Genomic DNA, 23,600 nt, shown 5'->3' with positions numbered 1-23,600 from the left:
GGCAAGCGATAATTTACGGCTGTGTCACCGTGTATTTCGGCACCTCTTTGGGCAGTAAGGGGCAGCGTCGTCGGTCCGATGACGCAATTGCGTAAGTTATGGGAGCTTCGGGCACAGCCTGCCGCAACCTGACGCGACCCACTGCCAAATGGAGCTTCAAAAGTCGCGCAATCCGGTCACCGAACACTCCGGGTTTGCACATAGCCAAGGCGGCCCCTCTCACCAGGTGCTGTCGAATGCCGACTATGGAGTATGGACGCCACTGATTTCTTGACGCGGCGTGGGGGAGCTGCCCGGGCAGCCCACTTGAAGAAGGCAGGGTTCACACGGACTACCGTTACTCAGGCCCTGGAACTCGGGCTGGTGCATAAGGTCAGGCGTGGCATCTATGCGGTTCCCCATGCCGGCCTCCTCGCCACCGCCGTTGCAGCTGGAGGTCGTCTCACCTGTCTTTCCGCAGCGCCGGTCTATAGCCTTTGGACGCTCAACCGCCCCACCTGTGTTCATCTCTGCCGGAGCCACCCGTCCAACACTCCAGGCACCATAGACCATGGCCGTCCCCAGCATCCGAAGCATGCCTGGCTTCCCGTACTTGGATTGGCGGACGTCCTGATTCATGCCCTTCGCTGTCTGCCGGAATTCGAGGCGCTCGTGATGGTGCAGTCGGCTGTAGGCAATGGAAGCATCTCCTTGGATTTCCTTTACGCCAAATGCCACGGCCGCCGCAATGGAAAGGCGCGTTCCGTACTCGATCTGGTCATTACTCGAGCAGATTCAGTGTTGGAAGTCCTCGCCAATGTGCATTTCGCCCGGGCAGGGCTGCGGGTCAGGAGGCATGTCCTTATTGCGGGCGTCGGGGAGGTGGACTTCCTGGTGGAGGAAGTCATTGTGGTTGAGACCGATGGATCAACGCACTTTGAACCGAAGGCGGTCAAGCGGGATCAGCGCCGCAACAACCGAAGTCTTCTGGGAGGATACCTGGTCCTGCGCTACTACTACGACGATGTTGTGCACACGCCTGAGGCAATGGTCGCCGAGGTGCAGGCGGTGCTGGAACTCTGGCGTCGCGGCGTATTCACTGCTGGAACTGAGCTATAACTTGACCCATTTGCGTGACTTATAGCCCTGGCTGAGCTGAATTCCCGCTATTCAGGCACTTTCGAGGGGACCAGAGGCCTAAAAGTAACGCATTCCGGTCGCGGAAAAGAGCCAGGGGTGTTAGTCCTCGTGCTCGTCGTCCTCGAAGGCCCACTCGAACATGTCGAACACGAACTCGGAGAAGGTGCCCTCCTCGGACTTCCACTGGCCGCGGGCGTTGTTGCGGCGGTACACGATGGGGTCCGGGACGGTGAGGTCGCCCACGCGGAAGCCCCAGGTGTACTCCTCGTCCTCGTCCTCGAGGAACATGAGGAAACCCTCGTCGTCCACCTCGAGCTCGTCCGGGTCCCAGAAGTAGTGGTAGGCCTCCATGAGGTCCTCGCAGCCGCCCACCGCCAGGTAGAACTCGCGCAGGACCAGCGGAATCTGGAACTGGTGCTCGGCCAGGGCCTTGTCCAGTTCCTCCTCGGACAGCCCGTCCGCTTCCTGCCATTCATCCTCGAGATACTTCGGAACAAGCGCGCGGAACTTCTCGAGGAACATGTCAGTCATGCTCATATCCTAGCTAATGGCCGCCCCGCGATTCGCCGCCGGTGGAGCCGTTGCGCTGCCACCCCCGGACAGCCAGCGGAACGTACCAGTAGCGCCGCCATGCAATGACCCGGAAGGCAAAAACCACAGCCGCCACAAGGACGGCAGTCATGGTGTTGAACAAGCCCGACACCCACAGCAGGGAGGTCAGCGCCGCCCCGCTGAATGCCGGCAACGCGTACAGCTCCCGGGCGTTGAACAGCTGGGGCACCTCGTTCGCGGTGATATCGCGCAGCAGCCCGCCGCCCACCGCGGTGGCCACGCCCAGCAGGACGGCCGCGTACGGGTTCATGCCGAAGGAGAGTGCCTTCAGGGTGCCCGTGATGCAGAACAGAGCCAGCCCGCCGGCGTCGAACAGGACCAGCAGCGAGGTGAAGCGCTGGACGCTGGAGAAGAGGAAGTACACCAGGACTGTGGCCAGCAGCGGCGGCACCAGGTAGGCGGGGTTGGTGAAGGCGGCCGGCACGATGTTGAGGATGATGTCGCGGATAACGCCGCCGCCCAGGGCCACGAGCGAGGCCAGGAGGAGCGAGCCCAGGATGTCGAACCGCTTCCTCGCCGCCAGCAAGGACCCCGAGACTGCGAAGAAAAAGACACCGGCCAGGTCCAGCCAAACCAGGGCGATGTCAAAAGCGGATGTCATGGAGCGTCCCGGCAATTCAAAGTGGTTCGGACAGGGCGGCTCCAACGTTACGCTAGCCCCTATGAACAGCCCCATCATGATCGCCTGCGCCCATGGGACGTCCAACGCACAGGGAGCGGCGGAGGTCAGCGCGCTGCGTGCCGCCATCGCTGAACTCCGCCCCGGCCTGGACGTTCGGGAAGCGTACGTGGACGTCCAGCAGCCCGATCTGGTGGATGTGGTGGCGGGACTGCCGGCGGGGGAGTCCGCCGTCGTGGTGCCCTTGCTGCTGAGCGTCGGCTACCACGTGAAGGTGGACATTGCGCGGGCTGTGAAGAGCCGGCCGGGAAGTGCCGCCGCCGCACCCCTGGGCCCGGATCCGCGCCTCGCGGCGCTGCTTGACCAGCGGCTGCGCGAAGCAGGCGTCACGGACAACGACGTGGTGGTGCTCGCCGCCGCGGGCTCGTCCAACCCGAACGCGGCCAAGAGCGTGGAGGAGCTGCTGGGGCAGTTGCGGCAGCTGCGATCCAACCGGATGGTGGCCGCCTACGGTGCCTCTGCCAAGCCGTCCGTGCCCGACGCCGTCGCAATGCTTCGCGAGGAGCTGGCAGGAGGTGCCGGGGCGGGGGAGTCCGCGGGAGGTGTCGACGTCGGCGGGCGGGTGGTGATTGCCTCCTACCTCCTGGCGCCGGGCTACTTCCACGACCAGCTGGCGAAAGCCGGGGCCGACCTGGTGACCGAGCCGCTGCTGCCGTCCCCCGTGCTCGCCGAAATCGCCTTGGAGCGGTACGACGCCGCCGTCGCGAAGGCCCGAAATTCAGCCGACGCTGCACCCGCCGGCGCGCCCGCCGAGGCGCCCTCGGACCCCCGGCGAACAGCGGAATCCGATGCACAGCAGGACGGCTTCTTCAAGGCCGTCCGGCGTTTCGTGACGAAATATTTCCCTAGGTGACTTAGCGTTTCCGGGCCTTTGTGACGCCATTCCGGGGGGACCTACAGTCGATGCATGACTGATACAGCTCTAGCCGGAGCGTCCGCGGACTCCGCTTCCACCAAGCGCCCCGCCCGCGCGTCCCGTCCCGCTGCAAAGCCGCACGGGCAGTGGAAAGTTGACGGCAAAACGCCCCTGAACGCCAACGAAACCTGGAAACAGGAAGACGACGGCCTCAACGTGCGCGAGCGTATCGAAACCATCTACGCCAAGGAAGGCTTCGATGCCATCCCCGGCCAGGACCTGCACGGCCGCTTCCGCTGGTGGGGCCTCTACACCCAGCGCAAGCCCGGGATCGACGGCGGCAAGACCGCAACCCTTGAACCGCACGAGCTCGAAGACAAGTACTTCATGCTCCGCGTGAGGATCGACGGCGGCGCGCTCACCACCGAGCAGCTGCGCGTCATCGGCCAGATCTCCGTGGACTTTGCCCGCGATTCGGCCGACCTAACCGACCGCCAGAACATCCAGCTGCACTGGATCCGCGTGGAGGACATCCCCGAGATCTGGAACCGGCTGGAGGCTGTGGGCCTGTCCACCACCGAGGCCTGCGGCGACGTGCCCCGCGTCATCCTGGGTTCGCCCGTGGCCGGCATCGCCAAGGATGAAATCATCGACCCCACCCCGCTCATCGAGGAGCTGGGGGAGCGGTTCATCGGCAACCCGCTGCTGTCCAACCTGCCGCGCAAGTACAAGTCCGCCATCACGGGCCACCCCAGCCAGGACGTGGTCCACGAGATCAACGACTTCGCGCTGGTGGGCGTGCGCCACCCGGAACTGGGCGTCGGCTACGACCTCTGGGCCGGCGGCGCGCTGTCCACCAACCCGATGCTCGGCAAGCGCCTGGGCGCGTTCGTGAAGCCCGAGCAGGCCGCCGACGTGTGGCTCGGCGTCACCAGCATCTTCCGCGACTACGGTTACCGGCGCATGCGCACCAAGGCCCGCCTGAAGTTCCTGATGGCCGACTGGGGTCCGGAAAAGTTCCGCCAGATCCTCGAGGACGAATACCTCGGATACAAGCTCGCCGACGGTCCCGCCGCGCCTAAGCCCACCACGCCCGGCGACCATGTTGGCGTGCACGAGCAGAAGGACGGCAAGTTCTTCATCGGCGCCACCCCGGTTGCCGGCCGCCTGTCCGGCGCTGCGCTGGTCAAGCTGGCGGACACCTTGGAGGCCCGCGGGTCCTACCGCCTGCGCACCACCCCGCACCAGAAGCTCGTTGTCCTGGATGTCGAGAAGGACCACGTGGAGCCGCTGGTGGCCGAGCTGGACGCCCTTGGCCTGTCCGCCCGCCCGTCGGTGTTCCGTCGCGGCACCATCGCCTGCACCGGCATCGAGTACTGCAAGCTGGCCATCGTGGAGACCAAGCACACCGCCGCCACCGCGGTCGCCGAGCTGGAGCGCCGCCTGGCGGACCTCGCCGAATCCGGTGAACTGCCGCAGGCGCTGTCCCTGCACATCAACGGCTGCCCCAACTCCTGCGCGCGCATCCAGACGGCAGACATCGGCCTCAAGGGCATGATGCTTCCCACGCCCGACGGCGACCCCTCCCCGGGGTTCCAGGTCCACCTGGGCGGCGGGCTGGCCAACAACAACCGCGAGGAAGCCGGCCTGGGCCGGACCGTCCGCGGCCTGAAGGTGTACGTCGATGACCTGCCGGACTACGTGGAGCGCGTTGTCCGTACGTTCGTGGCCCAGCGCTCCGAAGGCCAGACCTTCGCAGAGTGGGCCCACGCGGCAGACGAGGAGGCACTGCAGTAATGTCCAAGCACGCACTCGGAGTCGACCCCGTGGCCGCGCCCGCCGAAGCTTCAGCCCAGGTTGAGGCCACTGTGGCCACCGCCGCCCCCAAGCTTCGTTCCAAGGAAGAGCTGAAGGCCCTCGCCGAAGCCGGTGCCGCCGAACTCGGCTGGGACGCCCCCGCCCGCGATGTCATCGCCTGGGTGGAGCGCAACTTTGACCTGCCCGCCGTCGCCGTCGCCTGCTCCATGGCCGACGCCGTCCTGCCCGCCCTGGTCGCGGACCAGATGCCCGGCGTCGACGTCCTGTTCCTGGAGACCGGCTACCACTTCCCGGAAACCTACGCCACGCGCGACGAGGTGGCAGCGAACCTCCGCGTCAACGTGGTGGACGTGCTCCCGGAGAACACGGTGGAGCAGCAGGACCGGCTCCTGGGCAAGGACCTGTTCGCCCGTGACGCCGCCCAGTGCTGCGCCCTCCGCAAGGTGGCGCCGCTGCAGCGCACCCTGGCCGGCTACGAACTGTGGTTCACCGGTGTCCGCCGCGACGAAGCCCCCACCCGGACCAACACCCCGCTGGTGGGCTGGGACGACAAGAACGGCCTGGTAAAGGTCAACCCGATGGCCGCGTGGACGTTCGACCAGCTGGTCCAGTACTCCGACGACAACCTCCTGCCCGTCAACCCGCTCCTGTCCCAGGGCTACCCGTCCATCGGATGCCAGCCCTGCACCCGCAAGGTGGCTCCCGGCGAGGACCCCCGCGCCGGCCGCTGGGCAGGAACCAACAAGACAGAATGCGGACTACACGTATGAGCACTTCACTGACCGAGGAGACCACCCAGGTGACTGACGCCGCCGTTTCCACGCGCCTCTCCAGCCTGGACACCCTCGAATCCGAGGCAATCCACATAATCCGCGAGGTTGTTGCCGAGTTCGAGAAGCCCGCGCTGCTGTTCTCCGGCGGCAAGGACTCCGTGGTGATGCTGCACCTGGCCACCAAGGCCTTCTGGCCGGGCAAGGTCCCGTTCCCCGTGCTGCACGTGGACACCGGCCACAACTTCCCCGAGGTCATCGATTTCCGCGACCGGACCGTTGAGCGCCTGGGCCTGAAGCTCGTGGTGGGCTCCGTGCAGGAGTTCATCGACCGCGGGGAACTGGCAGAGCGCGCCGACGGCACCCGCAACCCGCTGCAGACCGTCCCGCTGCTGGACGCCATCCAGCAGAACAAGTTCGACGCCGTGTTCGGCGGCGGCCGCCGTGACGAGGACAAGGCCCGCGCCAAGGAGCGCATCCTCAGCCTCCGTGACGAGTTCGGCCAGTGGGACCCCCGTAACCAGCGCCCCGAGCTGTGGAACCTGTACAACGGCCGCCACACCGTGGGCCAGCACGTCCGTGCGTTCCCCATCAGCAACTGGACCGAACTGGACATCTGGCGCTACATCGAGCGCGAAAACATCGAGCTTCCCGGCCTGTACTACGCCCACGAGCGCGAGGTCTTCGCCCGCGACGGCATGTGGCGCGCAGTGGGCGAGGTCTCCCAGCCGCTGCCGCACGAGGAAGTCATCACCAAGACCGTCCGTTACCGCACGGTGGGCGACATGTCCTGCACCGGCGCCGTCGAGTCCAACGCCTTCACCGTGGCCGACGTCGTGGTCGAAGTCGCCGCCTCCACCCTGACCGAACGTGGCGCCACCCGCGCAGATGACCGCATCTCCGAGGCTGCCATGGAAGACCGCAAGAAGGACGGGTACTTCTAATGAGCACCGATATTTTGGCTGCCGACCTCGAGACGGCCCTGCCCACAACCCTGTTCCGCTTTGCCACCGCGGGATCGGTCGACGACGGCAAGTCCACCCTGGTGGGCCGCCTCCTGCACGATTCCAAGGCCATCCTGGCTGACCAGCTGGACGCCGTTGCCCGCACCTCCGCGGACCGCGGCTTCGGCGGGGACAAGGGCGGCATCGACCTGGCCCTGCTGACCGACGGCCTGCGCGCGGAGCGCGAGCAGGGCATCACCATCGACGTGGCCTACCGCTACTTCGCCACCGACCGCCGCAGCTTCATCCTGGCCGACTGCCCCGGGCACGTGCAGTACACCAAGAACACGGTGACCGGCGCGTCCACGGCGGACGCCGTCGTCGTGCTCATCGACGCACGCAAGGGCGTCCTGGAGCAGACCCGACGGCACCTCTCCGTGCTGCAGCTGCTGCGCGTGGCGCACGTGATCGTGGCCGTGAACAAGATCGACCTGGTGGACTTCAGCGAGTCCGTGTTCCGTGACATCGAGGCGGACGTGCAGCAGGTTGGCCGCGAACTGGGCCTGGGCTCCGACGGAATCAGCGACCTGCTGGTCATCCCCGTGTCCGCCCTCGACGGCGACAACGTGGTGGACCGCTCCGAGCGCACCCCCTGGTACACCGGCCCGGCGCTGCTGGAGGTCCTGGAGACCCTGCCTGCCGCGGACGAACTCGAAAGCCACCTGGAGAGCTTCCGCTTCCCGGTGCAGCTGGTCATCCGGCCGCAGGGTGCCCTGGCTCCCGACGCCGTTGCCGCCGGCCTGGACGTGGAGGCCTACCGCGACTACCGCGCGTACGCCGGCCAGATCACCGAGGGCTCTGTCAAGGTTGGGGACAAGGTCTCCGTCCTGACCCCCGGCCAGGACCCGCGCACCACCACCGTGGCGGGCATCGACTTCGCCGGCTCCTCGCTGGAGGAAGCCGCCGCCCCGCAGTCCGTCGCCATCCGCCTGGCCGAGGAGTTCGACGTCGCCCGCGGTGACACCATCGCCGCTGCCGGCACCGTCCGCGAAGCTTCCGCAGACCTGTACGCAGCACTGTGCTGGCTGTCCCCGAAGCCGTTGCGCGAAGGCCAGAAGGTCCTGGTGAAGCACGGCACCCGCACCGTGCAGGCCCTGGTCCGCAGTGTCTCCGGCAAGCTGGACCTGGCCTCCTTCAAGCTGGAGCCGGCCTCAAGCCTGGAACTCAACGACATCGGACACGCGCAGCTCCGGCTCGCCGCGCCGTTGCCGCTTGAGAACTACCTGCACCACCGCCGCACCGGCGCGTTCCTGGTGATCGACCCGCTGGACGGCAACACGCTGGCCGCCGGCCTGGTCAAGGACCACCCGGGCGACCACGAGGACGAGCGCTACAGCATCTAGTCTTAGCCCAAATCGCCGGAACAGTGCGAAATCGCCGTAGCGCTACGGCTGCAACGCACCGTTCCGGCGATTTCGTGGTTAAAGGCCGCCTTCGAGGATCGCCTTCAGCCGTTCCAGGTCCTTGCGGGTCTCGCGGCGGATCATCGGCTCCATGACCAGCCCGGCCAGTCTGGAGAAGCCGGACGGCTTGCCGGTGTTGCCGAGGGTCATCCGGGTCCCGCCGGTGTGGTCCGTCCATGTGTAGGTGGTCTGCATCGGGAAGGGTCCCTGCGCAGTCCGCATCACCAGCTTCTCGCCGGGGACGTACTCTACGAACTCGTAGGTGTAGTCCAGCTCCCGGCCCAGGAATTTGGCCGTGAACGCCACCTTGGAGCCCGTACCGATGGGGCCCGCGGTCAACCGCTGTGACTTATGGATGTTCACGTACCAGCGCGGCGCGTTGTCCGGGTTGGCCGTGTATTCGGCAACTTCGGCGCGCGGCCGGTTGATGACAATCTCGGTCTGGACGTCCACCATGCTGCATCTCCTTCTAACGTGCGGGTTAGCCTAGGACTTACGTTAGTCCTAGGCCGTGCAGTGGGAGGCGGAGCATGGAAACCATCAGCCCGAAGCTTCTGAACTGGGCCTCGATCCTGGACAGCCAAACCCGCGAGCAGGCCGTGAAGACAGCCAGCCTGCCGTTCATCTACCCGCACCTGGCGCTGATGCCCGACGCGCACCTGGGCAAGGGCGCCACGGTCGGTTCGGTCATTCCCACCCTTCGTGCCATCATCCCGGCCGCGGTAGGGGTGGACATCGGCTGCGGCATGATTGCCGTCCGCACCCAGTACTCGGTCAAGGACCTTCCAAAGGACCTCAAGCGGATTCGGGAGGACATCGAGCGCGTCATTCCGCTCTCCGCCGGGCACAACAACAAGAAGGTACTGCCCACCGCGGAACCCCGGATCGCGGAGCTGAAGGCACTGGCAGCGAAGGCCGGCTTCAGCCCCGCGCAGTACGTCGACAAGTGGGACCTGCAGCTGGGCTCCCTGGGCTCCGGCAACCACTTCTAACCCCCGGACCGTAACTGTCAACTAGACCCAGTGGGCTGCGCGAAGTTGAGGCATGAGCGTCAGCGGTAGCTGATACTTATGTCGAAGGGAGAGGATGCCTGTGCTCAAGCCCATATCGTGGCGACCCAGTTTGGCCGAAGACGCCCCTTTCACTCCGCCAGGACGTCCGGCCCGTCCGGCTGGTCTGCTGACGTTCTTTGACGACGACCTGCGACCCGCGCGTGCTGTCAATGACTGGCTGCAGGAACTATCGACTAGCAATCCGTTAACCACCTGCAACGACTATGGTCGCGAGGTCGCGCGGTTTAGCAACTTTTCGGAGCAGTACTTTTCCACGCCTCTCTTGGGCCCGGACATCCATAAGAAGGGGAATAGCATCCTCAAGGCTTATGCCGCACATCTCATCAAAGCTGATGAAAAGGACGATTCGGATCGCCCTGTAGGTGATTCGGCTTCCACCCTTGGAAAGCGGCGGGCAGCTCTTTTGTCCTTTTACTGGTGGGCTGTTGAGGAGAAACTTATATCAAATCTGCCTTTCAAGCTCGTCACAGTGCCGTCTCGGCGGGGTCCCGTGCAGACGCTGGCTTATTTGCGGGGAGGCAGGCGGACAGTTGATGAACGTCAGTCCATACCATCGGCTCAAATCGGGCGCTTTTTGCAGGTCGGAGTTCGAGGGCAACTGCCCACCGGCGGACCCGATCCTGACTTTTTGTCATTCATGACCTCCCAGCGCAACGCAGCTGGGTTCGCTCTAGGGGTGGCCTTCGGATTGCGGCACGCCGAAATTCTCGGGACCACGATTTTCGAGATTCCGCCCGCTCATCCCGACGGATTGACACCTGCGCGAGTCGCGGATGCTATCTCGAAGCGGGAGAGGGGGCGCAATATTGTGGGACTCTCAGAGTGGCTAGGACCGGCCCACGCTTATATAGGCGGTGACCGGAGACGGATCGCCCGCAAAGCGACTTGGGTCCCGAAAAATCCTTGGGAGATTGACCCCGCCCGGACAACCCGTACCCACGTGCTAGTCCGGCGTGCGTCAGGCCGTGAAGAGTCATTGAAGTGGAACGATCTCGGCCTGGACGAAAGACTGCAAATGGTTATTCCTGGACATGGTACGCCGCTGCTACTCCTAAATCATCGGGATGAGAACGGTTCCCCTTTGACTGATGCTGATTCCTTAAACGACGCCTTTACGCTGGCCGGAACCCGGTGTCAGAAGCATTGGCCAGCACTGGATTGGGACTTTAGTACGCACAACCTTAGGCATACCTTCTGCACAGAATTGACCAATTTTTTGAGTGAAAGTGACTTTCGAATTGGTGAATTCGAGGCGCTCCATGGACGGCAACCAGCCTGGGCGAGACTGTTATTGCGGCAGGACAAATCACGCATTGTTCAGGAATCTATGGGCCACAGCAGCATCGAGACTACCAACAAATATCGCAAATCCGCATTTTGGAAGATGCTCCTTTCTGTAGCTGCGGACCCCGAACATAACCCAGCCATCAGAGAGAGTCAGGCATGAGGGACGAACAGCGGGGCCTGTCATCGAAGCCCACCCAGGTGCCATTCGGAATCCGTATCATGGCTGACGGCAGAACCAGCCAACTTGACTACAGTCGCATCCCAAAGAGTCCCCTCCGCAGACAGTTCAGGGACGCTAACCTTGCTGTGCTCATTGACCAAGGCGGCAGCGCCAAAACGCGGGGTTCAGCTAGCGCCTATTGGGACGCTGCGCGCGCAGCCCACGCACTCCTGAATGAATTTGCCACCTCGGCCGAAAAGCCACTCGATGTTCGGACACTGACGATTCCGACCGTTCACGCCGCCCTATTCGAAAACAGGACGTCACCAGCATCGCCCCGGACCGCCTTGGCACGCAGACTGCTGGTGGAAGCAGCCCGGGTAGAGGGCAACCCCGTCCTTGAGGGCTATCTACAGAATCTGCGACTGCACGGATACTCGAAGCCATCGAACCCATACAGCGCTGCCGAACTGGAAACCGTTCTCGCTTGGTGCAAGACTCGCCTCAATGCCATGTTCATGCGCCGGGCCCAAGCACTCGCGCTCCTTGGCGCGGAAGACAACGAGACTGATCAGGAGGTCCTTGATAGGGCTCTGGCCATCCTTGAAGAACCCGAGCCATCCCCATCAAACTCGCCAGAGGCGAACGCCGCTAGCAGTTATCGCTGGTGGATCGCCCAACTCTATGCAAACGGATTTGCACTCGTCCCACCGCCCGGTTCTCCTCGACGGAAAAATTTCAGGACGGCCATGGAGGCTCTTTTCCCGACATCACAGGATGCAGTTGCCGCGGTCTTGCTCGTCGTGAATGAGTACGGTGCGGAAGGGCAGGTATTAGTCAGTCTTGATGTTTCAGACGTACGCCGAGACGCAACTGACTCTTCAGTCATGGTGATAACCGGTGTGAAGGCCCGAGCTGACAAAGCGGTCAGCCGCAAGGGGAACGCTGTCTCAACCTGGAGCGGTGGCAGAGTTCTGGAACGGTGGATCGCGGCAACCGCGCCGGCACGTCGTTGGACTTCCACAGGCCACCTGTGGCTATGGCAAAGCTTAAAGGCGCCCCGGAGCGACAAGACTGTAGTAGCACCTTTTCAAACATTCATCCCGGAACGTCCCATTGTCATGGAGGGGAAGATCAGCGTAATTCCGATGCCGAACGGCGACGGAATACGACTAAGCACCCGGCGCATGCGGAAAACTTGGGTTGTGCGTGCTGAGCGAGCCGTCGGCTCGGGCATCGCAGGCAGCATAGATCCTGCCCATGATAAGAACACCGCCTGGGCCTTCTATCGAAGCGTGGCCTTGGACCAAACCGAGCGGCAAGCCATCATCGCTGAAGCCCAGGACGACTATCTAGCGATGATAAAAGCGGCCGGCGTTGTGATCAGCGACGAGATGTCGCGTGAGGAGGCGCTGTTGGCGCTTATTAACGTGGGTATCGACAGGACGGTTGCTGAACGGATCCTGCGCGGGCAGGCTGAGAACAGCGGAACAACAACATGCCGGGATTCAAGAAACGCGCCGGGACAGGCGCAAGGCACTCTGTGCAGGAAGATGCCTTTCGCCTGCATCACCTGCCCGAACGCCATTCACACGCTGGTGCACCTTCCCATGATCCTTGCCCTTGAGGAAGAAATTGAACAGCAACGAGGGACTCTTCCTGCGGAGGAGTTTGTCGCCGTGTGGGCAGGGCTCGACGTGGGGGTTTCTCGGATCTTGAAGGCCTTTTCTGGCTCCGCCCTCGAAAGGGCACGCCAAGACTTGAATGAAGCGCGAACGCAGTTGCTGAAGATTAGGGCGGCGTACTCGTGAGCATAGAAGCGATTGATAGAGAAAGTGGTGCGGCCAGCAGGTTCTCAGGCCGTTCCCTGGCCGTCCTATTCGACAACAGTGCCATTATCGGCGTGTTCGACGATGACGTCTGGAACCTGACGGGACATCCGGATGTTGCAGGTGGGGGCGGAAAGCGGACGTGGCACTTTAGCGAAGCTCCTCGTCGCTTAAGGGACGTGCTCAAGGAATTGGTGCTCATCGCTACGCGTCCTACTGTTCACGCTGCCGACTTTGCGCCTGACCTCATGGGCGTTCCTGCGAAGGACATCAAGACAGTCATGCGCTGGCTGCCCGGCCTGACAATAGACCTCGCGTACTTGACCGAAAAGGCAGGCGTGCTCAGCGCCGTGCGTCAAGAAGACTTCAAATCTTTGAAGCAAGCCTTCAAGTTAGAGCACCGCCGGATTGCCGCACTCCAAGCTTTCGCCCGGTATAGCGCAGCGATGAGTCCTTCGTTGGATCGCCTGCGCGCCTATCCGTGGCCGGGGCGGTCGGCTCTCTCCGTCGGCGGTGGTCTGAACAAAAATGATGGACGGAATACGACGCCACTGTTTCCGTTGGAGGATTTGGCGCAATGGGTGGAGAGCGCGATGTTCTTGGTTCAACACGGACGAGAGATCGTTGACGTTGCCACCCTGGAACTGGTCACCGATCCTGCTGCCATCCGCAGCAAGGGTCGGCTCAGAAATGAGCGGACACGTGTGCCACCCCCGGTTCAGATTGTGAGGGCGCAAGATCTTGATGGCTCAGTTGTTGAATTCTTAAGAAGCGACTGCACCCGCTTGGAAGCCGGGAGGATCCTGAGGCAGGTCGCGGCTGCATGTGCTTTTGTCACCGTTGCCTTCACGGGCATGCGAGCATCCGAGCTCGAGGCGGTACCTAGGGAAAACCCCCTCGAAGCTATAGAAGTATCCGGAACAAAACGATGGTTACTTCACAGCTATCTCAGCAAAGGCCTTCAAGCACCCATCCGTGAGAAATGGCTGGTGCCGCCCATCGTGGCAGATGCAGTCGAAGTACTTTTGCATCTATTGGAGCGGAGAGGCTTTTCTCCCGGACCAACATACGCTCCAACCGGGAAAGTTCCTCTGTTTGATCGGCGGGCGCTTTCGACCTTCCGGGAAGAAGAAGGCGGAGCCGCGGTAATGAGACTTGAGCGTGTAGTCGAGGCGCTCGGCAAGGCGATGAATAGCATGAGGGAGAAAAACCTAATAAGCGATAGGCCCTCCAGCAAGCCCAACGGCCGCCAATTGAGGCGTAACTTCACCGTCGTGGTGGCCGCACGCCCGCACGGAGCACAGGCGGCAATGGAGCAGTTTAAGTGGCAGCATGCGGACACTGCCGCAGGGTATTTCAGAGTGGCGCCCGAGGGCGTCGCGCTCGGCCAGCGGGCAGTCTACGAGGAGGTAGCGGAGCTTCAAACGGAGTTAGTAGTCAATGCTCTTGCTGATGAATTCGCTGTATGGCAGAGCCAGGTTGACGCCGGATTCGAACCCTCGCTGCCGACCGGCCCTGATGGACGCCGCAAACGTGACATGTTCGCCTCCGTGAGCAGCGCGATGACTTCTGAACCTTCAGTTGAAGAAGATCCTCGTCGGCTTAAGAGATTGCTTCGCGACCATGCTGAGAACATCCATCTTACGGAATTCGGATGGTGTGACTGGGATGAAGTCCATGCCCTGTGCGGTGGAATCGGAGGCCCGCAGCCTTTCCGTTGCCAGCCGTACAATTGCCTAAATCATTCGACACCGTCAATTGCGGTGGCCGCTCATATGGCGAAGGGTGACCGGCTGCTCGATTTGGCGAAAGACCGCACTTTTCCTGCTTTGGCACGTGAGCGAGCAAGCGCCGAAGTGAAGGTGATCGAGGATCAATTCGGCGTGAACCTGGAGGCACGGCGTGAATATTGAATCTGAGGATATTGAATCTCTGCTTGCAACCCCTACACGACTCCGTGCAACCGCAGCCGCCCTGGCGATGGTGATGACCGGCGAACGACCTAGCCTAAGCAGGGTCGCCGAGCTCTCCGGTGTTACCCGGCAGGCGCTGCACAAGGACCACCAGCCGGTGGTGAAGCTTGTGGCCAAGCTAAGAGCGGAATGGACACCCGAAGTGGACCTCGGAACCTCGGGTCTGCAAAAAAAGCACGATGCTCTGGCAGCCGAGTTGCGCACTGAGCGCCAGAAGCGCGTTGAGGCCGAGCGCCAGCGCGATCGGGCGCTTCACCACCTCGAGCTGAGCGACGCAACCATCAGGGCGCTGCAGTCTAAAGAAGCTAGCTCAGGCCTCAACGTCGTCGCTGCTTCGGACTGAGCCGGGGTGATCGATGCAAGTCTCGGGGGCAAGGCAAACCGCCACGCTCTGCTCCCACTGACTCATTTGGCTGTCGATTTCGCCCTGGTGGTGTATTTAGCCCCTATGACTTCGTAAGTGGTCAGCTTCCCAGTGACGCGAACCTTTTTCTCGTTGAAGAGGACGAGGTTTTGCCCTCCTGGATGCACAGAACTGGCGTACTTGATGCCCTCGATGCCGATGGACTTCACGAATTCGCAGATGTACTGGCTCGCTGCGTACTCCACGCCGTTGTCTGAGCGCCGCACTGGCTTTGAGAGTTCGCGGCCGAGTCGCTTGAGCAGCTTGTAGCTGTACAACTGGCTGAACTCGTCGTCTTCGAGGCCGAATGGATTCAGTGGCTGGATCGCCGAAAGGTCCAGAAAGGTAATTTCGTCGGTAGTTTCGAACGTGGCAATGGTGAGTGTGCTGTGCGTGGAAGGGCGGATTTCTGCGACACAGGTGTCTTCGTGAAATGCCAGATACAGGTGGGGAATCCCCGGAGGGTTTGCTCGTCCACCGGTGGCCCACCTGGCCGGCGGCATTCCCATTTTTCCGCGCGGGATGGCGCTACCCTCGGCGCTGATCCGGCCGCGGTAGAAGCTTGTCCCGGAATGGATGCGGCGGAGGCTGCGCCCGATGACGTGCTCCAGAACCAGGGGGTCGATAGCCCCCGAGGGGAAGAACCGGTTCCGCTTAATCAGGTCATGAGCGAAGTCGTCCCAAACGGTGGAGTAGTTGTCGACGTTGGTGCCGTTCACAGGCTCCACCGCCGCGGCTTCGAGGAGTTGGTGCCCGTCAGGAAAGACTGCTTCGAGGAAGGCTCTGTTTTGCTGAGGGGTGCGGTGTGACGCGAACAGGCTCCAGTCGTCCTGAATTTTCACGTGCAGGGGCGACCCGGCGCCATCAGCTGGCCGGTAGAGGTCGGTTACTTGCTGGAACGGATCTGCCCAGGCGGTCGCTGGCCAGACATCGTCGGTGCCCTTGGCGCAGAAGCTGCACACGCCAACCTGGGGTTCCTCGGTTTGGTAGTCAACGGGGCTGGCATCACCGAAGCATGAGGCGCAGGTGTTGAACTTAGGCATCCTTGAGCGCCCCAATGGCTACGTGGATGTGATTTTGAATGGAGAGCTTTTTGATCACACCCAGCCCGGGAAAGGATTGCTTGTCCAGATGTGACCGGAAAGTATCCAAGGCCAGATTGGAAAGTCCTGAATCGTTGGCAAAGGCTACGAGCTTGGACAGGGCTTCGAGGTATTTGCCTGCGGTGTCGGCCGAGGATCCGTTGGGTGTGGAACAGAAATGCCGGATGAATATTGCTTCCTGATGGGGCCGCTGGTACGTCAAATGGATAGCGACCACGCGGGGCATCGTTCCACCTTCTTTGAAGGCCTCACCGATGGTCTGGTAGTCGCCGAACCCCTTGTAGCCGTCCTCGGCAAAGAAGATGTTGTCTTCGGTGAAAATTGATTCTTCGAGGGGATAGTAGTCCTGGTTGCGTTCCTGTTTCTGCTTCGCGAAGCTGTCTTTGAGGATGGCCGTGGCCGGGCGCGAAAAGATGCTGCGGTACCGCCTGACTGAGTTCTTGTCCTCCGCAAGATGTGTATCCACGTCACACAGTTCCGCAAGGCGCTGCATGCTTTCTTCGCTGATTACAGCTGTCCCATAGATCAGGTCGGCGCGGTAGCGGCGGGTGGACCGTCCCAGTATCGTCAGGAGTTGTTGGATCTCCTGCTCGCTGGTCAGGAGGATGCCGATCCGCATACCCTTGTGGGCATCGAACAGGGGCTCCAGTTGCGTGAGGATGTTCTCGGTCTTGGAGACGCCGCGCATGTCGCCCACCCGGGGGTTGATGATGACCGTACACGGGACGCGGTGCTCAACCAAGGCTGCCAGATTACGAAGCAACGTGGGGCCGGCATCGATGTCCCGGACGGGCTCAATGATCGGATGAACCGCCCCAGAGGCCCTGATCGCAGGCGCCAGTTCCTTGATGGCGAGCAGTTCGAACTGTTTCCCCCGTAGGTACGGAAAGTACATCGTTGTGGCCCCCCTCATTGAGCCAATCTACGATGTTTTGGTACTGGCTCTGCGTCGGATTCACTCTTAGGAATGAACTGATGATGGGCGCGACCTGCGGGTTCCCGACCGCGTCTGTTTCACGGGGACGTCGGGCCTTGAGCCGCTGCTCCATGAGCTCAGCGTAATAGGTCGGAGCGATTGTTTCGGCCAGGCGCAGATAATGACGGTACCGCAGCGTGTTCGGCTGTTCAGGTTGCGGTCCCAGGACGCTGTGGACGACGTCCATGTACTCCGCCTGCCGTAGAACCGCCATCATGGTTTCCACGTCTAAAGCGGCGGTGTGGACCTGCGGCGCCTTGATAGGTCGAAGCGTGCCTCTCCGCGTGTAGACAATGAGTCCGGCGGGGGAGCCGGCGAGATGGTCGAGGTACTGGGTGGTCTTCAATTCGTCACAGACAACCGTGACCCTCGTGAACGCGCGGTAGTAGTCCTCAAGCTGTTTGCGGAGTTTGTCGGGGGAGTCGAACTCCGTCTTTATTTCAAAAGCCTCACACACGCCGTTGAGCAGGACCATGTCCACGATGGAATTACCTATTCGCAACTCCTGCAGCAGTGTGGCAGAGCGGAGGCCATGGCGGCCCACAAGAAGTTTGCGCGCGATCGCGTTCTTGTAGACAGTCTCCACCCGGTAGTTCTTCTGCAAAGTGCTATGCAGCTTGTTCAGGCCATCGGCAATTGTCTCCCCAGGTTCCCTCAGGCCCAAAGCACTAAGCGCCGCCGCGTCATCTGGGCCTAATCGACGGCCGTGCCTCGCCACCTTGCGGAGATGGGCGCTACCGAGAAACTTGGAGGCTCTCGCTAGGTCGCGTGTCACTGGTGTCATGGCACTCCTAGGTTAGCAACAGGCACCACTCACCCGATCTCTCCCCGTTAGTGGCCGTCGAGGTCTCCACGATCGGATGACTCGCCGAGAGTAGGTCCGGAGTCGGAGCGAAAGCTCACGGATAGAGTGTCAGTCGATGAGCCTTACATCGCTTCTCCAGGACTCGCAGTCGACAGAGCGTGCTTACCTGGACCGCATATCTCCGCTCCTTGAAGCCTCGGGCGGGCAAACCACCGGGGCCCGGGCGGCGGCGGAGGCCCTGGGCCTTTCGGACATTGCCAGCAGCAGGACTGTGGTGGCACCGTTCCAAGGGGCCGATCCCCGTTTGGCCGGCACGGCCTTCGATTTTCGCGCCCGCATCGAGCTGGGCGGTTTTGACCCCCGCCATTCCGTGGCGGCCTCCGGCGTTGAAGTCCTGTCTGCCCTTGCTTCCTCCGTCGAGAACGGTGCTCACCGCACACGGGTCCTCACTGAAGCCTTCGACGTCGCTGCCGGGCTGTTGCAGGAACCTTCCAGCGACTGGGACCTCGAACGGGCGGCAATTCTGCTGGCCTACTGCGAACAGGTCGCGCGGAGCGGTGCCGTGGTGATGACCGGCTCGCTGGGAACGTCCTGCGACCAGGCAGTCAACGGACAAGCCCTCGCCGACCAGGTTGATCTGCGGACGCTGGCAAACCTCAGGTCGTTGATGTCCTCCAACGCTGATCGGCTGGAAGCCTGGCAGGAGCAGATCGCCGCCGGAGTCCGCTACGAACCAAACCCGCAGTTTGCCGGGTCTGAGCTCGTCGGAGGCGCCGACGCCGACTGGATGATCGGGCAGACCCTCATCGACTGCAAGGTCTACAGCGCATTGTCGGTCGGCAGGCTCAGGAACTTCCTCCGTCAGCTGCTCGGCTACCTCATGCTCGACACCGACGACAGCCTCGGAATCCGCCGCGTCGGCATCTGGCTCCCGCGCCAGCGACTGATGCCCACCTGGAGCCTTACTCATCTCTTGGGCGGGGATGCAGAAGCTCTGCTGCCATCCCTGCGGGAAGGGTTCATCAAGGCCACCGCAAAGACACAGATTGCCTGGCACGAGCCGGTACCGGAGAGGCGCCGGCACCAGTATCTCGCCGACAACCGGCACACACCGTTCGACTTACTGGACGAGCTGGCAGCGAAGGAGGACCCAGACATCCGCAGCCGCGTGGGCCGGAATGAGTCGACGCCGGAGCCCATTGTCCGGATGTTGGCCGACGATGCCCGCTGGCTGGTCCGTCAGGGCGTCGCCGAAAACAGGAAGGCACCCGAGGACGTGCTGGAGGCCCTGGCGCGCGACCGCAGCGTTGCCGTCAGACGCGCCGCAGAGGGGAATCCCCGTACTCCGCGGCCGCAGCCGAAGGCTGTTTCCGCTTGCATCATTCACGACGGCGACCAAGATGCGCCGGGGGCCGAAGACGCAGCCGCCGTAGACGCCCGGACAAACCCAGGGACGCTGACGGACACTGCGGTGGACCGGGGCAAGATCAACATCAACCAAGATCGGGACGAATCGGCGCTGGAAACGCGCTGGTTCTCGGACTTCCTCCTGATGACCGGAGGCGGACGACCCCTGCTCTCGATACCCCGGGCGAGCTATCGCTGGGGCCTGCAGACAGGCCGGGATCTTGCCATCGGGGGGTGGATGCAGGCAGGCCTCCCGGACGACGTCCTGTACGACCTGATTCGCCCGGACCGCCCTGCATGGGTGCGGAGGGTGGCAGCCGGCAGGTTGCCCCTCACAGACCCTGCCGTGCGTTCAACTATGCTCAACGACCTTGATCCCGATATTCGCTGGCACACACTGGAACGCTCGGTCCACCACCGGGGCGACGATCTTACGGCATTCCTGGCTGACCTCGGGGCGTCCCGGGAAGCAAGACTGCGGTTCCGCACCGCTGGTCTCGGCGCCCGCCGCGAGTGGCACTACACCGCCGCCGAATACGAGCGACAGACACTGTGCGTCCTTGCCGCTCACCCGTCGACCCCCTACAGCATCCTGCAGGGCTTGATGGAGGACTCCCCGCCGGAGGTGCTCGCCAGCCTGATCCAAAACCCGACGCTGAAGGCCGAAGATCACGCGCGGCTCATCGAGGCTCTGCAGGCCAGCAGATCCGTAGCGGTCCGAGTGATGCTCGCGTCGCTGGGGTCCGTGCCGGAGACAGCCCTGATCGAATTGGCATCCGACCGAGACGTCAGGGTCCGAGAGGCGGTCGCACGGCATCACGCAGCGCCGCCGTCCACTCTCACCCGCCTGGCGGAAGACCGTCATCGGGGCGTGCAGTTGGCCGTATTGGAAAACCAGGCAAGCACTGCTGAACTGGCCCGGTCCATCGCGGAATCCCTGCTGCTGACGGACGTGGATGAAGACCTGCTCCACGTGCTGCGGCTGATGAGCAAGAGGGATGGCATCGATATGCCGGCCCGAGTGGTCGAAGGCGCCCTAGACCGGCTATCGAAGAGCCGAATGCGGGACCCTGACATGCGTCTCGTGGTCGCCGCCGACGAACGCACCGGCGAGAAAACCCTGGCGCGCCTTGCCCGAAGCACCGACGACGATGTCCGCCGGGAGGTCGCATCAAACCCCCGCACCTCCAACACCGTGCTGGAGCAGCTCGCCCGAGACCCCGAGCCAGATGTTCGGACATCAGTGGCCGCCAACCCGGGTACACCCGCGGCTGTGCTCCACCGGCTCGCCCAGGACGAGGAGCCACAGGTCCGTGCCGGGGCAGCCGGCAGCCCGCACCTTCCTCAAAGCATCTTTGAAGCCCTGCTCAGCGACACCGCGGACAGCGTCCGCGCAGCCGCGACGCAAAACCCTGCGGCGCCGGAGGAACTTGTTCGGGAAGCGGAAGCCGCCCTCGCGAGCTCCCGGCAGCGCTCGGCACCCACCCGTGCCGTCCTGGCGCAGATGGTCGCGGATAGGAAGGCGGAAGTGCGGATGGGCGTCGCCTTCAACCCGGCCGCAGATGCCGACCTCCTGAGGATGCTGGGTGGCGAACGGCGGAGTGCACAGGTCCGCCGTGCCGTGGCCGCCAACCCAAACACTCCTGCCGAAGTCCTGCGGGCACTTGCCAGCGACGACGACGACCAGGTGCGCCATGCCGTCGCCTTCAACGGCGCGACAGCGCCAGATTTGCTCGTCGACCTCGCCGGTCAAAGCATCGACCTGGCCATTCTCGTCGCGATGAACCCGGGCGTCCCCCAGGAGGTCCTTGACGCCCTGGCCCAAGACGGTAGCCCCCTTGTCCGCTTCGTCGCTATCGGGTTTTTGCAGTCGCGCGGTGTCCTTACCTTCGGAAACACCTCAGGCGGCCTGGCGTTGAACGGGGGAGTAGATCTGCCTGACAGTGAGGCGGCATCCACCGACCGCCCCGAGTCGTTCCTTGGGTGGCGCCACACGTAGGATGGCTGAGGCTGCCCGCCTGAGTGTTGTGTTGGACAATGCAGTGCTGGCGGGGAGGGCGGCCTTCTTTCGTTGTGGGACAGGCCGGAGGGGCCAGGAGCCCTGGACCGACAGGATTGAGCGAAGGCAAGGCATGAATAACGGCAGCTCAGGCGAACTGAACCTCGGACATCTCTTTCAAGCTGCCGGGCTGAATTGCGAGGACGTTATGGTTATCCGGCACACGCTCAACACGGGCGGGCTAGCCAGCAGGGCAGAAGCCATGGGACCTGGGCTCCTCGCCTACACGCGGGTACAGCGAACGGGCAACAAAGTCCGGAAGAGCCCTCCGAAAATTTGGTTGAACTTCCTCGTCACGAGCGGCTACCGTGCACGGTTCCTGACCACGTTCGAAAACCATGGCGAAATACGGGAGAAGAGCCTAGACCAGGACCGCTACTTCGACCTGCGGCCCTCGGAGGTGTTGTCGGCCCTGCAACACCGTCTGGTCATCGAATGGACAGCTGATCCGGTGAACTGGGCCAAATACGGCGAGTCCGCGGGGGCACTGCGTGTGGTGGAGATTGCTGACCCTGTCAGCGACCCATTCCCGGGATTCGATTCGCTGCTTGTCAGCTTCGACGAACTCCAGGCCATCATCACAGACGACCGCTATGAACAATGGCGGACAGCCCTCAGCTCCGTGCAGGGCATCTATCTCATAGCCGACACCAGCACCGGCCGGCTGTATGTGGGCAAGGCCGACGGCGCCGAACGCTTCCTTGGCCGCTGGGGCGAGTATGCCAGGAACGGCCACGGCGGTAACGTCGCGCTCCGGGAGCTGGCTGCCGCCGACGCCAGGCACCGGCAGCACTTCCAGTTCAGCATCCTGCAGGTCTTTTCGCCGAGCGCGCCGGCCGCGCAGGTCGATGCCGCCGAGGCCCACTTCAAACGTGCACTCCTGACCCGGCAGTTCGGCATGAACCTGAACTAACCCTGCGCCCGCCGGCAATAGTCGCAACCCTGCCTCGGAGTCGAATGGAGGCGGCAGCGCAACGTGCCGGCACCGGCGGCCGGCAGCGGGGGAGTGTCGGTGTGGGCTGCGGGCCGGGCACTTGCCGATGTTTCAATCCTCGCAGCCGGAGACGTCCCCGCTGATCGCTCCGTCGACGGCACTCCGATGGGGCTGCTGAGGAGCGACCATTTTTCGGGCCGAATGCAGGAGATGAAGAATTGACCCATAGTGCTGTCGCAGCCGGGGCAGACGAATGCGCCATAGAGCCGGCCACTGGCTTTGGTTCGCCTCTTCTGGATGGTGGCCTTGGGAACGTCGGACTTTGCAGCGCGGATCCACTTGTCGACGGCACGGTGCACCTCGGGGTGGTTCTCCCACCGCTTCTCGCCGACCTCGGGCTTCACCCGCAATCCGGGTGCCCCGGCGTATCTACCCCTGGCCCAGACGCGGGCATCCCAGACCAGCATCGGCTGTTCGCAATCCCAGCAGCATGTGAGGGACCCCCACACGAAAGTGTCCGTCTGCGTCCTGATGAGGTGCTGGCCGAATGCCGCCTCAGGGGAGGCGGAGCGGTCGTTCATGTCGGCGATGTCCCGCTCTATTGCTTCAAGTCTCTTACGCTCGGCCTCAGCCCGAGCCGCTTCCCTGTCCGCCGCGGTTTTCTGCAGGGCAGCCTGGTGCTCCGGAGAGCCAGCCCCCCAGCGCGGGCCTTGCCGAAGCAGGGCGGCCACAAAATCTCCGAGGTTGTCCTTGGCGTGAACGAAATCCTGTTCGGCCGGCAGCGCCAGCAGGTCGGAGACGCTCTCGGGGAGAGTGGATAATTTGCCGAAGCCAGTCACCACAACTGGCACCTTGGTCTCGTGGTACTCCAGCCGGCGCGGCACCAGCCAGACGGGAAAGATGCCGCTGTCGAAGTAGCGCTGGGAGCGGGCAAAGTATTTGTCCGGGGTCTGCGACGACAGCTGGACCTCAAAGGCGACCTTCTTCGTGAGGTCGTCCGACTCGGCCAGGGCGTCGATGATCCATTCCCGAGAGGGATGCGGGTGCTCGATGATGGCATGCCATCCACACACCTGGTCGATGCAGTCCTTCAGAGCTTCCTTCAGAGCCAGGTGCTGCGGCGACTCGCCGCCGTGGTCGACCTTGCATCCGGCCTTGCGGAGGTGCGCAAAGAACCGCGTGGTTTCCCCGCGGGTCTTGGCCACGGCACGCACCCCGCACACTGGCATAAACATGCGCTTCCGGTCCTCAGAGTTTTGCAGCTCTGCCACGTCTCTTTGGTGTGCGTGGTGGCGTCGACCCGACTCCCGTCGAGCATCGCGGTCAGCAG

The 23,600-nt window shown here is 63.1% G+C and carries 19 protein-coding genes and 1 pseudogene; 13 read left to right on the top strand and 7 right to left on the bottom strand.

Going from position 1 to position 23,600, the window contains the following annotated elements:
- Positions 1–306: 306 nt before the first annotated feature.
- Positions 307–1,098, top strand: coding sequence for an endonuclease domain-containing protein (locus AC5RU7_RS03765; RefSeq protein ID WP_494051113.1), 792 nt, complete (start codon positions 307–309; stop codon positions 1,096–1,098).
- Positions 1,099–1,218: 120 nt separating this feature from the next.
- Here AC5RU7_RS03765 and AC5RU7_RS03760 read toward each other — a convergent pair whose 3' ends face one another.
- Together AC5RU7_RS03760 and AC5RU7_RS03755 are read right to left on the bottom strand one after the other, a co-directional pair.
- Positions 1,219–1,650 (bottom strand): hypothetical protein, encoded by a 432-nt coding sequence (locus AC5RU7_RS03760; RefSeq protein ID WP_494010293.1) that lies wholly within the window; start codon positions 1,648–1,650, stop codon positions 1,219–1,221.
- A gap of 13 nt (positions 1,651–1,663) precedes the next feature.
- Positions 1,664–2,332, bottom strand: a complete 669-nt coding sequence (locus tag AC5RU7_RS03755; RefSeq protein ID WP_494051112.1) for a trimeric intracellular cation channel family protein — start codon at positions 2,330–2,332, stop codon at positions 1,664–1,666.
- Positions 2,333–2,393: 61 nt separating this feature from the next.
- Here AC5RU7_RS03755 and AC5RU7_RS03750 point away from each other — a divergent pair, with 61 nt between their 5' ends.
- The 5 genes from AC5RU7_RS03750 to AC5RU7_RS03730 are packed head-to-tail and all read left to right on the top strand — an operon-like array spanning position 2,394 to position 8,201.
- Positions 2,394–3,263: a sirohydrochlorin chelatase gene (locus AC5RU7_RS03750; protein WP_494051111.1), complete on the top strand. Its 870-nt coding sequence runs from the start codon at positions 2,394–2,396 to the stop codon at positions 3,261–3,263.
- 54 nt (positions 3,264–3,317) lie between these two features.
- Positions 3,318–5,063 (top strand): nitrite/sulfite reductase, encoded by a 1,746-nt coding sequence (locus tag AC5RU7_RS03745; protein ID WP_494010296.1) that lies wholly within the window; start codon positions 3,318–3,320, stop codon positions 5,061–5,063.
- Entirely contained in the window at positions 5,063–5,854 is a 792-nt protein-coding gene (locus AC5RU7_RS03740) for a phosphoadenylyl-sulfate reductase (protein ID WP_494051110.1), read from the top strand. Before AC5RU7_RS03745 ends, AC5RU7_RS03740 begins: the two co-directional genes overlap by 1 nt.
- On the top strand, positions 5,851–6,798 hold the full coding sequence (cysD, locus tag AC5RU7_RS03735; protein WP_400611432.1) for a sulfate adenylyltransferase subunit CysD: 948 nt from the start codon (positions 5,851–5,853) through the stop codon (positions 6,796–6,798). Before AC5RU7_RS03740 ends, cysD begins: the two co-directional genes overlap by 4 nt.
- Entirely contained in the window at positions 6,798–8,201 is a 1,404-nt protein-coding gene (locus AC5RU7_RS03730; protein ID WP_494051109.1) for a sulfate adenylyltransferase subunit 1, read from the top strand. The genes cysD and AC5RU7_RS03730 overlap by 1 nt, the downstream gene beginning before the upstream one ends.
- Before the next feature lie 78 nt (positions 8,202–8,279).
- Here AC5RU7_RS03730 and AC5RU7_RS03725 read toward each other — a convergent pair whose 3' ends face one another.
- Positions 8,280–8,717 carry an SRPBCC family protein gene (locus AC5RU7_RS03725; protein WP_494051108.1) on the bottom strand — a complete coding sequence of 146 codons (438 nt, stop codon included), beginning with the start codon at positions 8,715–8,717 and terminating at the stop codon, positions 8,280–8,282.
- 74 nt (positions 8,718–8,791) lie between these two features.
- Here AC5RU7_RS03725 and AC5RU7_RS03720 point away from each other — a divergent pair.
- The 5 genes and pseudogenes from AC5RU7_RS03720 to AC5RU7_RS03700 all read left to right on the top strand — a co-directional run.
- A pseudogene (locus AC5RU7_RS03720) lies at positions 8,792–9,250 on the top strand (RtcB family protein); the annotation flags it as partial.
- A gap of 133 nt (positions 9,251–9,383) precedes the next feature.
- Complete coding sequence (locus tag AC5RU7_RS03715) at positions 9,384–10,781, top strand: site-specific integrase (protein ID WP_494051107.1); 1,398 nt, start codon at positions 9,384–9,386, stop codon at positions 10,779–10,781.
- A gap of 365 nt (positions 10,782–11,146) precedes the next feature.
- Positions 11,147–12,592 (top strand): hypothetical protein, encoded by a 1,446-nt coding sequence (locus AC5RU7_RS03710; protein WP_494051106.1) that lies wholly within the window; start codon positions 11,147–11,149, stop codon positions 12,590–12,592.
- Complete coding sequence (locus AC5RU7_RS03705; RefSeq protein ID WP_494051105.1) at positions 12,589–14,523, top strand: hypothetical protein; 1,935 nt, start codon at positions 12,589–12,591, stop codon at positions 14,521–14,523. Before AC5RU7_RS03710 ends, AC5RU7_RS03705 begins: the two co-directional genes overlap by 4 nt.
- Positions 14,513–14,926 (top strand): hypothetical protein, encoded by a 414-nt coding sequence (locus AC5RU7_RS03700; RefSeq protein ID WP_494051104.1) that lies wholly within the window; start codon positions 14,513–14,515, stop codon positions 14,924–14,926. Before AC5RU7_RS03705 ends, AC5RU7_RS03700 begins: the two co-directional genes overlap by 11 nt.
- A 62-nt stretch (positions 14,927–14,988) precedes the next feature.
- On the opposite strand, the gene AC5RU7_RS03695 is transcribed toward AC5RU7_RS03700, so the two are convergent.
- Genes AC5RU7_RS03695 through AC5RU7_RS03685 form a run of 3 tightly spaced genes read right to left on the bottom strand, consistent with a single transcriptional unit; the run spans position 14,989 to position 17,849 of the window.
- Positions 14,989–16,029: an RES family NAD+ phosphorylase gene (locus tag AC5RU7_RS03695; RefSeq protein ID WP_494051103.1), complete on the bottom strand. Its 1,041-nt coding sequence runs from the start codon at positions 16,027–16,029 to the stop codon at positions 14,989–14,991.
- A complete protein-coding gene (locus AC5RU7_RS03690; protein ID WP_494051356.1) occupies positions 16,022–16,984 on the bottom strand; it encodes a sce7725 family protein in 963 nt (320 codons plus the stop codon). The genes AC5RU7_RS03695 and AC5RU7_RS03690 overlap by 8 nt, the downstream gene beginning before the upstream one ends.
- Positions 16,884–17,849, bottom strand: a complete 966-nt coding sequence (locus tag AC5RU7_RS03685) for a sce7726 family protein (protein WP_494051102.1) — start codon at positions 17,847–17,849, stop codon at positions 16,884–16,886. Before AC5RU7_RS03685 ends, AC5RU7_RS03690 begins: the two co-directional genes overlap by 101 nt.
- A 136-nt stretch (positions 17,850–17,985) precedes the next feature.
- Between AC5RU7_RS03685 and AC5RU7_RS03680 the strand changes: the two genes are divergently transcribed.
- Positions 17,986–21,276 carry a variant leucine-rich repeat-containing protein gene (locus AC5RU7_RS03680; protein ID WP_494051101.1) on the top strand — a complete coding sequence of 1,097 codons (3,291 nt, stop codon included), beginning with the start codon at positions 17,986–17,988 and terminating at the stop codon, positions 21,274–21,276.
- 133 nt (positions 21,277–21,409) lie between these two features.
- Complete coding sequence (locus tag AC5RU7_RS03675; protein WP_494051100.1) at positions 21,410–22,249, top strand: GIY-YIG nuclease family protein; 840 nt, start codon at positions 21,410–21,412, stop codon at positions 22,247–22,249.
- On the opposite strand, the gene AC5RU7_RS03670 is transcribed toward AC5RU7_RS03675, so the two are convergent.
- Positions 22,246–23,541 carry a competence protein CoiA family protein gene (locus AC5RU7_RS03670; RefSeq protein WP_494051099.1) on the bottom strand — a complete coding sequence of 432 codons (1,296 nt, stop codon included), beginning with the start codon at positions 23,539–23,541 and terminating at the stop codon, positions 22,246–22,248. The genes AC5RU7_RS03675 and AC5RU7_RS03670 overlap by 4 nt on opposite strands.
- Positions 23,542–23,600 lie beyond the last annotated feature (59 nt).

The organism is Arthrobacter sp. K410C, from assembly GCF_059090105.1.
Note: the sequence above shows the minus strand (reverse complement) of the source record. Positions and strands in the feature narration are given on the sequence as shown.

What these genes read in the sequence shown, in the direction of transcription:
- AC5RU7_RS03680 (WP_494051101.1), top strand. Translation starts at nt 17,986, where the DNA reads ATGAGCCTTACATCGCTTCTCCAGGACTCGCAGTCGACAGAGCGTGCT.
- AC5RU7_RS03695 (WP_494051103.1), bottom strand. Translation starts at nt 16,029, where the DNA reads ATGCCTAAGTTCAACACCTGCGCCTCATGCTTCGGTGATGCCAGCCCC.
- AC5RU7_RS03750 (WP_494051111.1), top strand. Translation starts at nt 2,394, where the DNA reads ATGAACAGCCCCATCATGATCGCCTGCGCCCATGGGACGTCCAACGCA.
- AC5RU7_RS03675 (WP_494051100.1), top strand. Translation starts at nt 21,410, where the DNA reads ATGAATAACGGCAGCTCAGGCGAACTGAACCTCGGACATCTCTTTCAA.
- AC5RU7_RS03730 (WP_494051109.1), top strand. Translation starts at nt 6,798, where the DNA reads ATGAGCACCGATATTTTGGCTGCCGACCTCGAGACGGCCCTGCCCACA.
- AC5RU7_RS03755 (WP_494051112.1), bottom strand. Translation starts at nt 2,332, where the DNA reads ATGACATCCGCTTTTGACATCGCCCTGGTTTGGCTGGACCTGGCCGGT.
- AC5RU7_RS03685 (WP_494051102.1), bottom strand. Translation starts at nt 17,849, where the DNA reads ATGACACCAGTGACACGCGACCTAGCGAGAGCCTCCAAGTTTCTCGGT.
- AC5RU7_RS03725 (WP_494051108.1), bottom strand. Translation starts at nt 8,717, where the DNA reads ATGGTGGACGTCCAGACCGAGATTGTCATCAACCGGCCGCGCGCCGAA.
- AC5RU7_RS03760 (WP_494010293.1), bottom strand. Translation starts at nt 1,650, where the DNA reads ATGACTGACATGTTCCTCGAGAAGTTCCGCGCGCTTGTTCCGAAGTAT.
- AC5RU7_RS03740 (WP_494051110.1), top strand. Translation starts at nt 5,063, where the DNA reads ATGTCCAAGCACGCACTCGGAGTCGACCCCGTGGCCGCGCCCGCCGAA.
- AC5RU7_RS03745 (WP_494010296.1), top strand. Translation starts at nt 3,318, where the DNA reads ATGACTGATACAGCTCTAGCCGGAGCGTCCGCGGACTCCGCTTCCACC.
- AC5RU7_RS03690 (WP_494051356.1), bottom strand. Translation starts at nt 16,984, where the DNA reads ATGTACTTTCCGTACCTACGGGGGAAACAGTTCGAACTGCTCGCCATC.
- cysD (WP_400611432.1), top strand. Translation starts at nt 5,851, where the DNA reads ATGAGCACTTCACTGACCGAGGAGACCACCCAGGTGACTGACGCCGCC.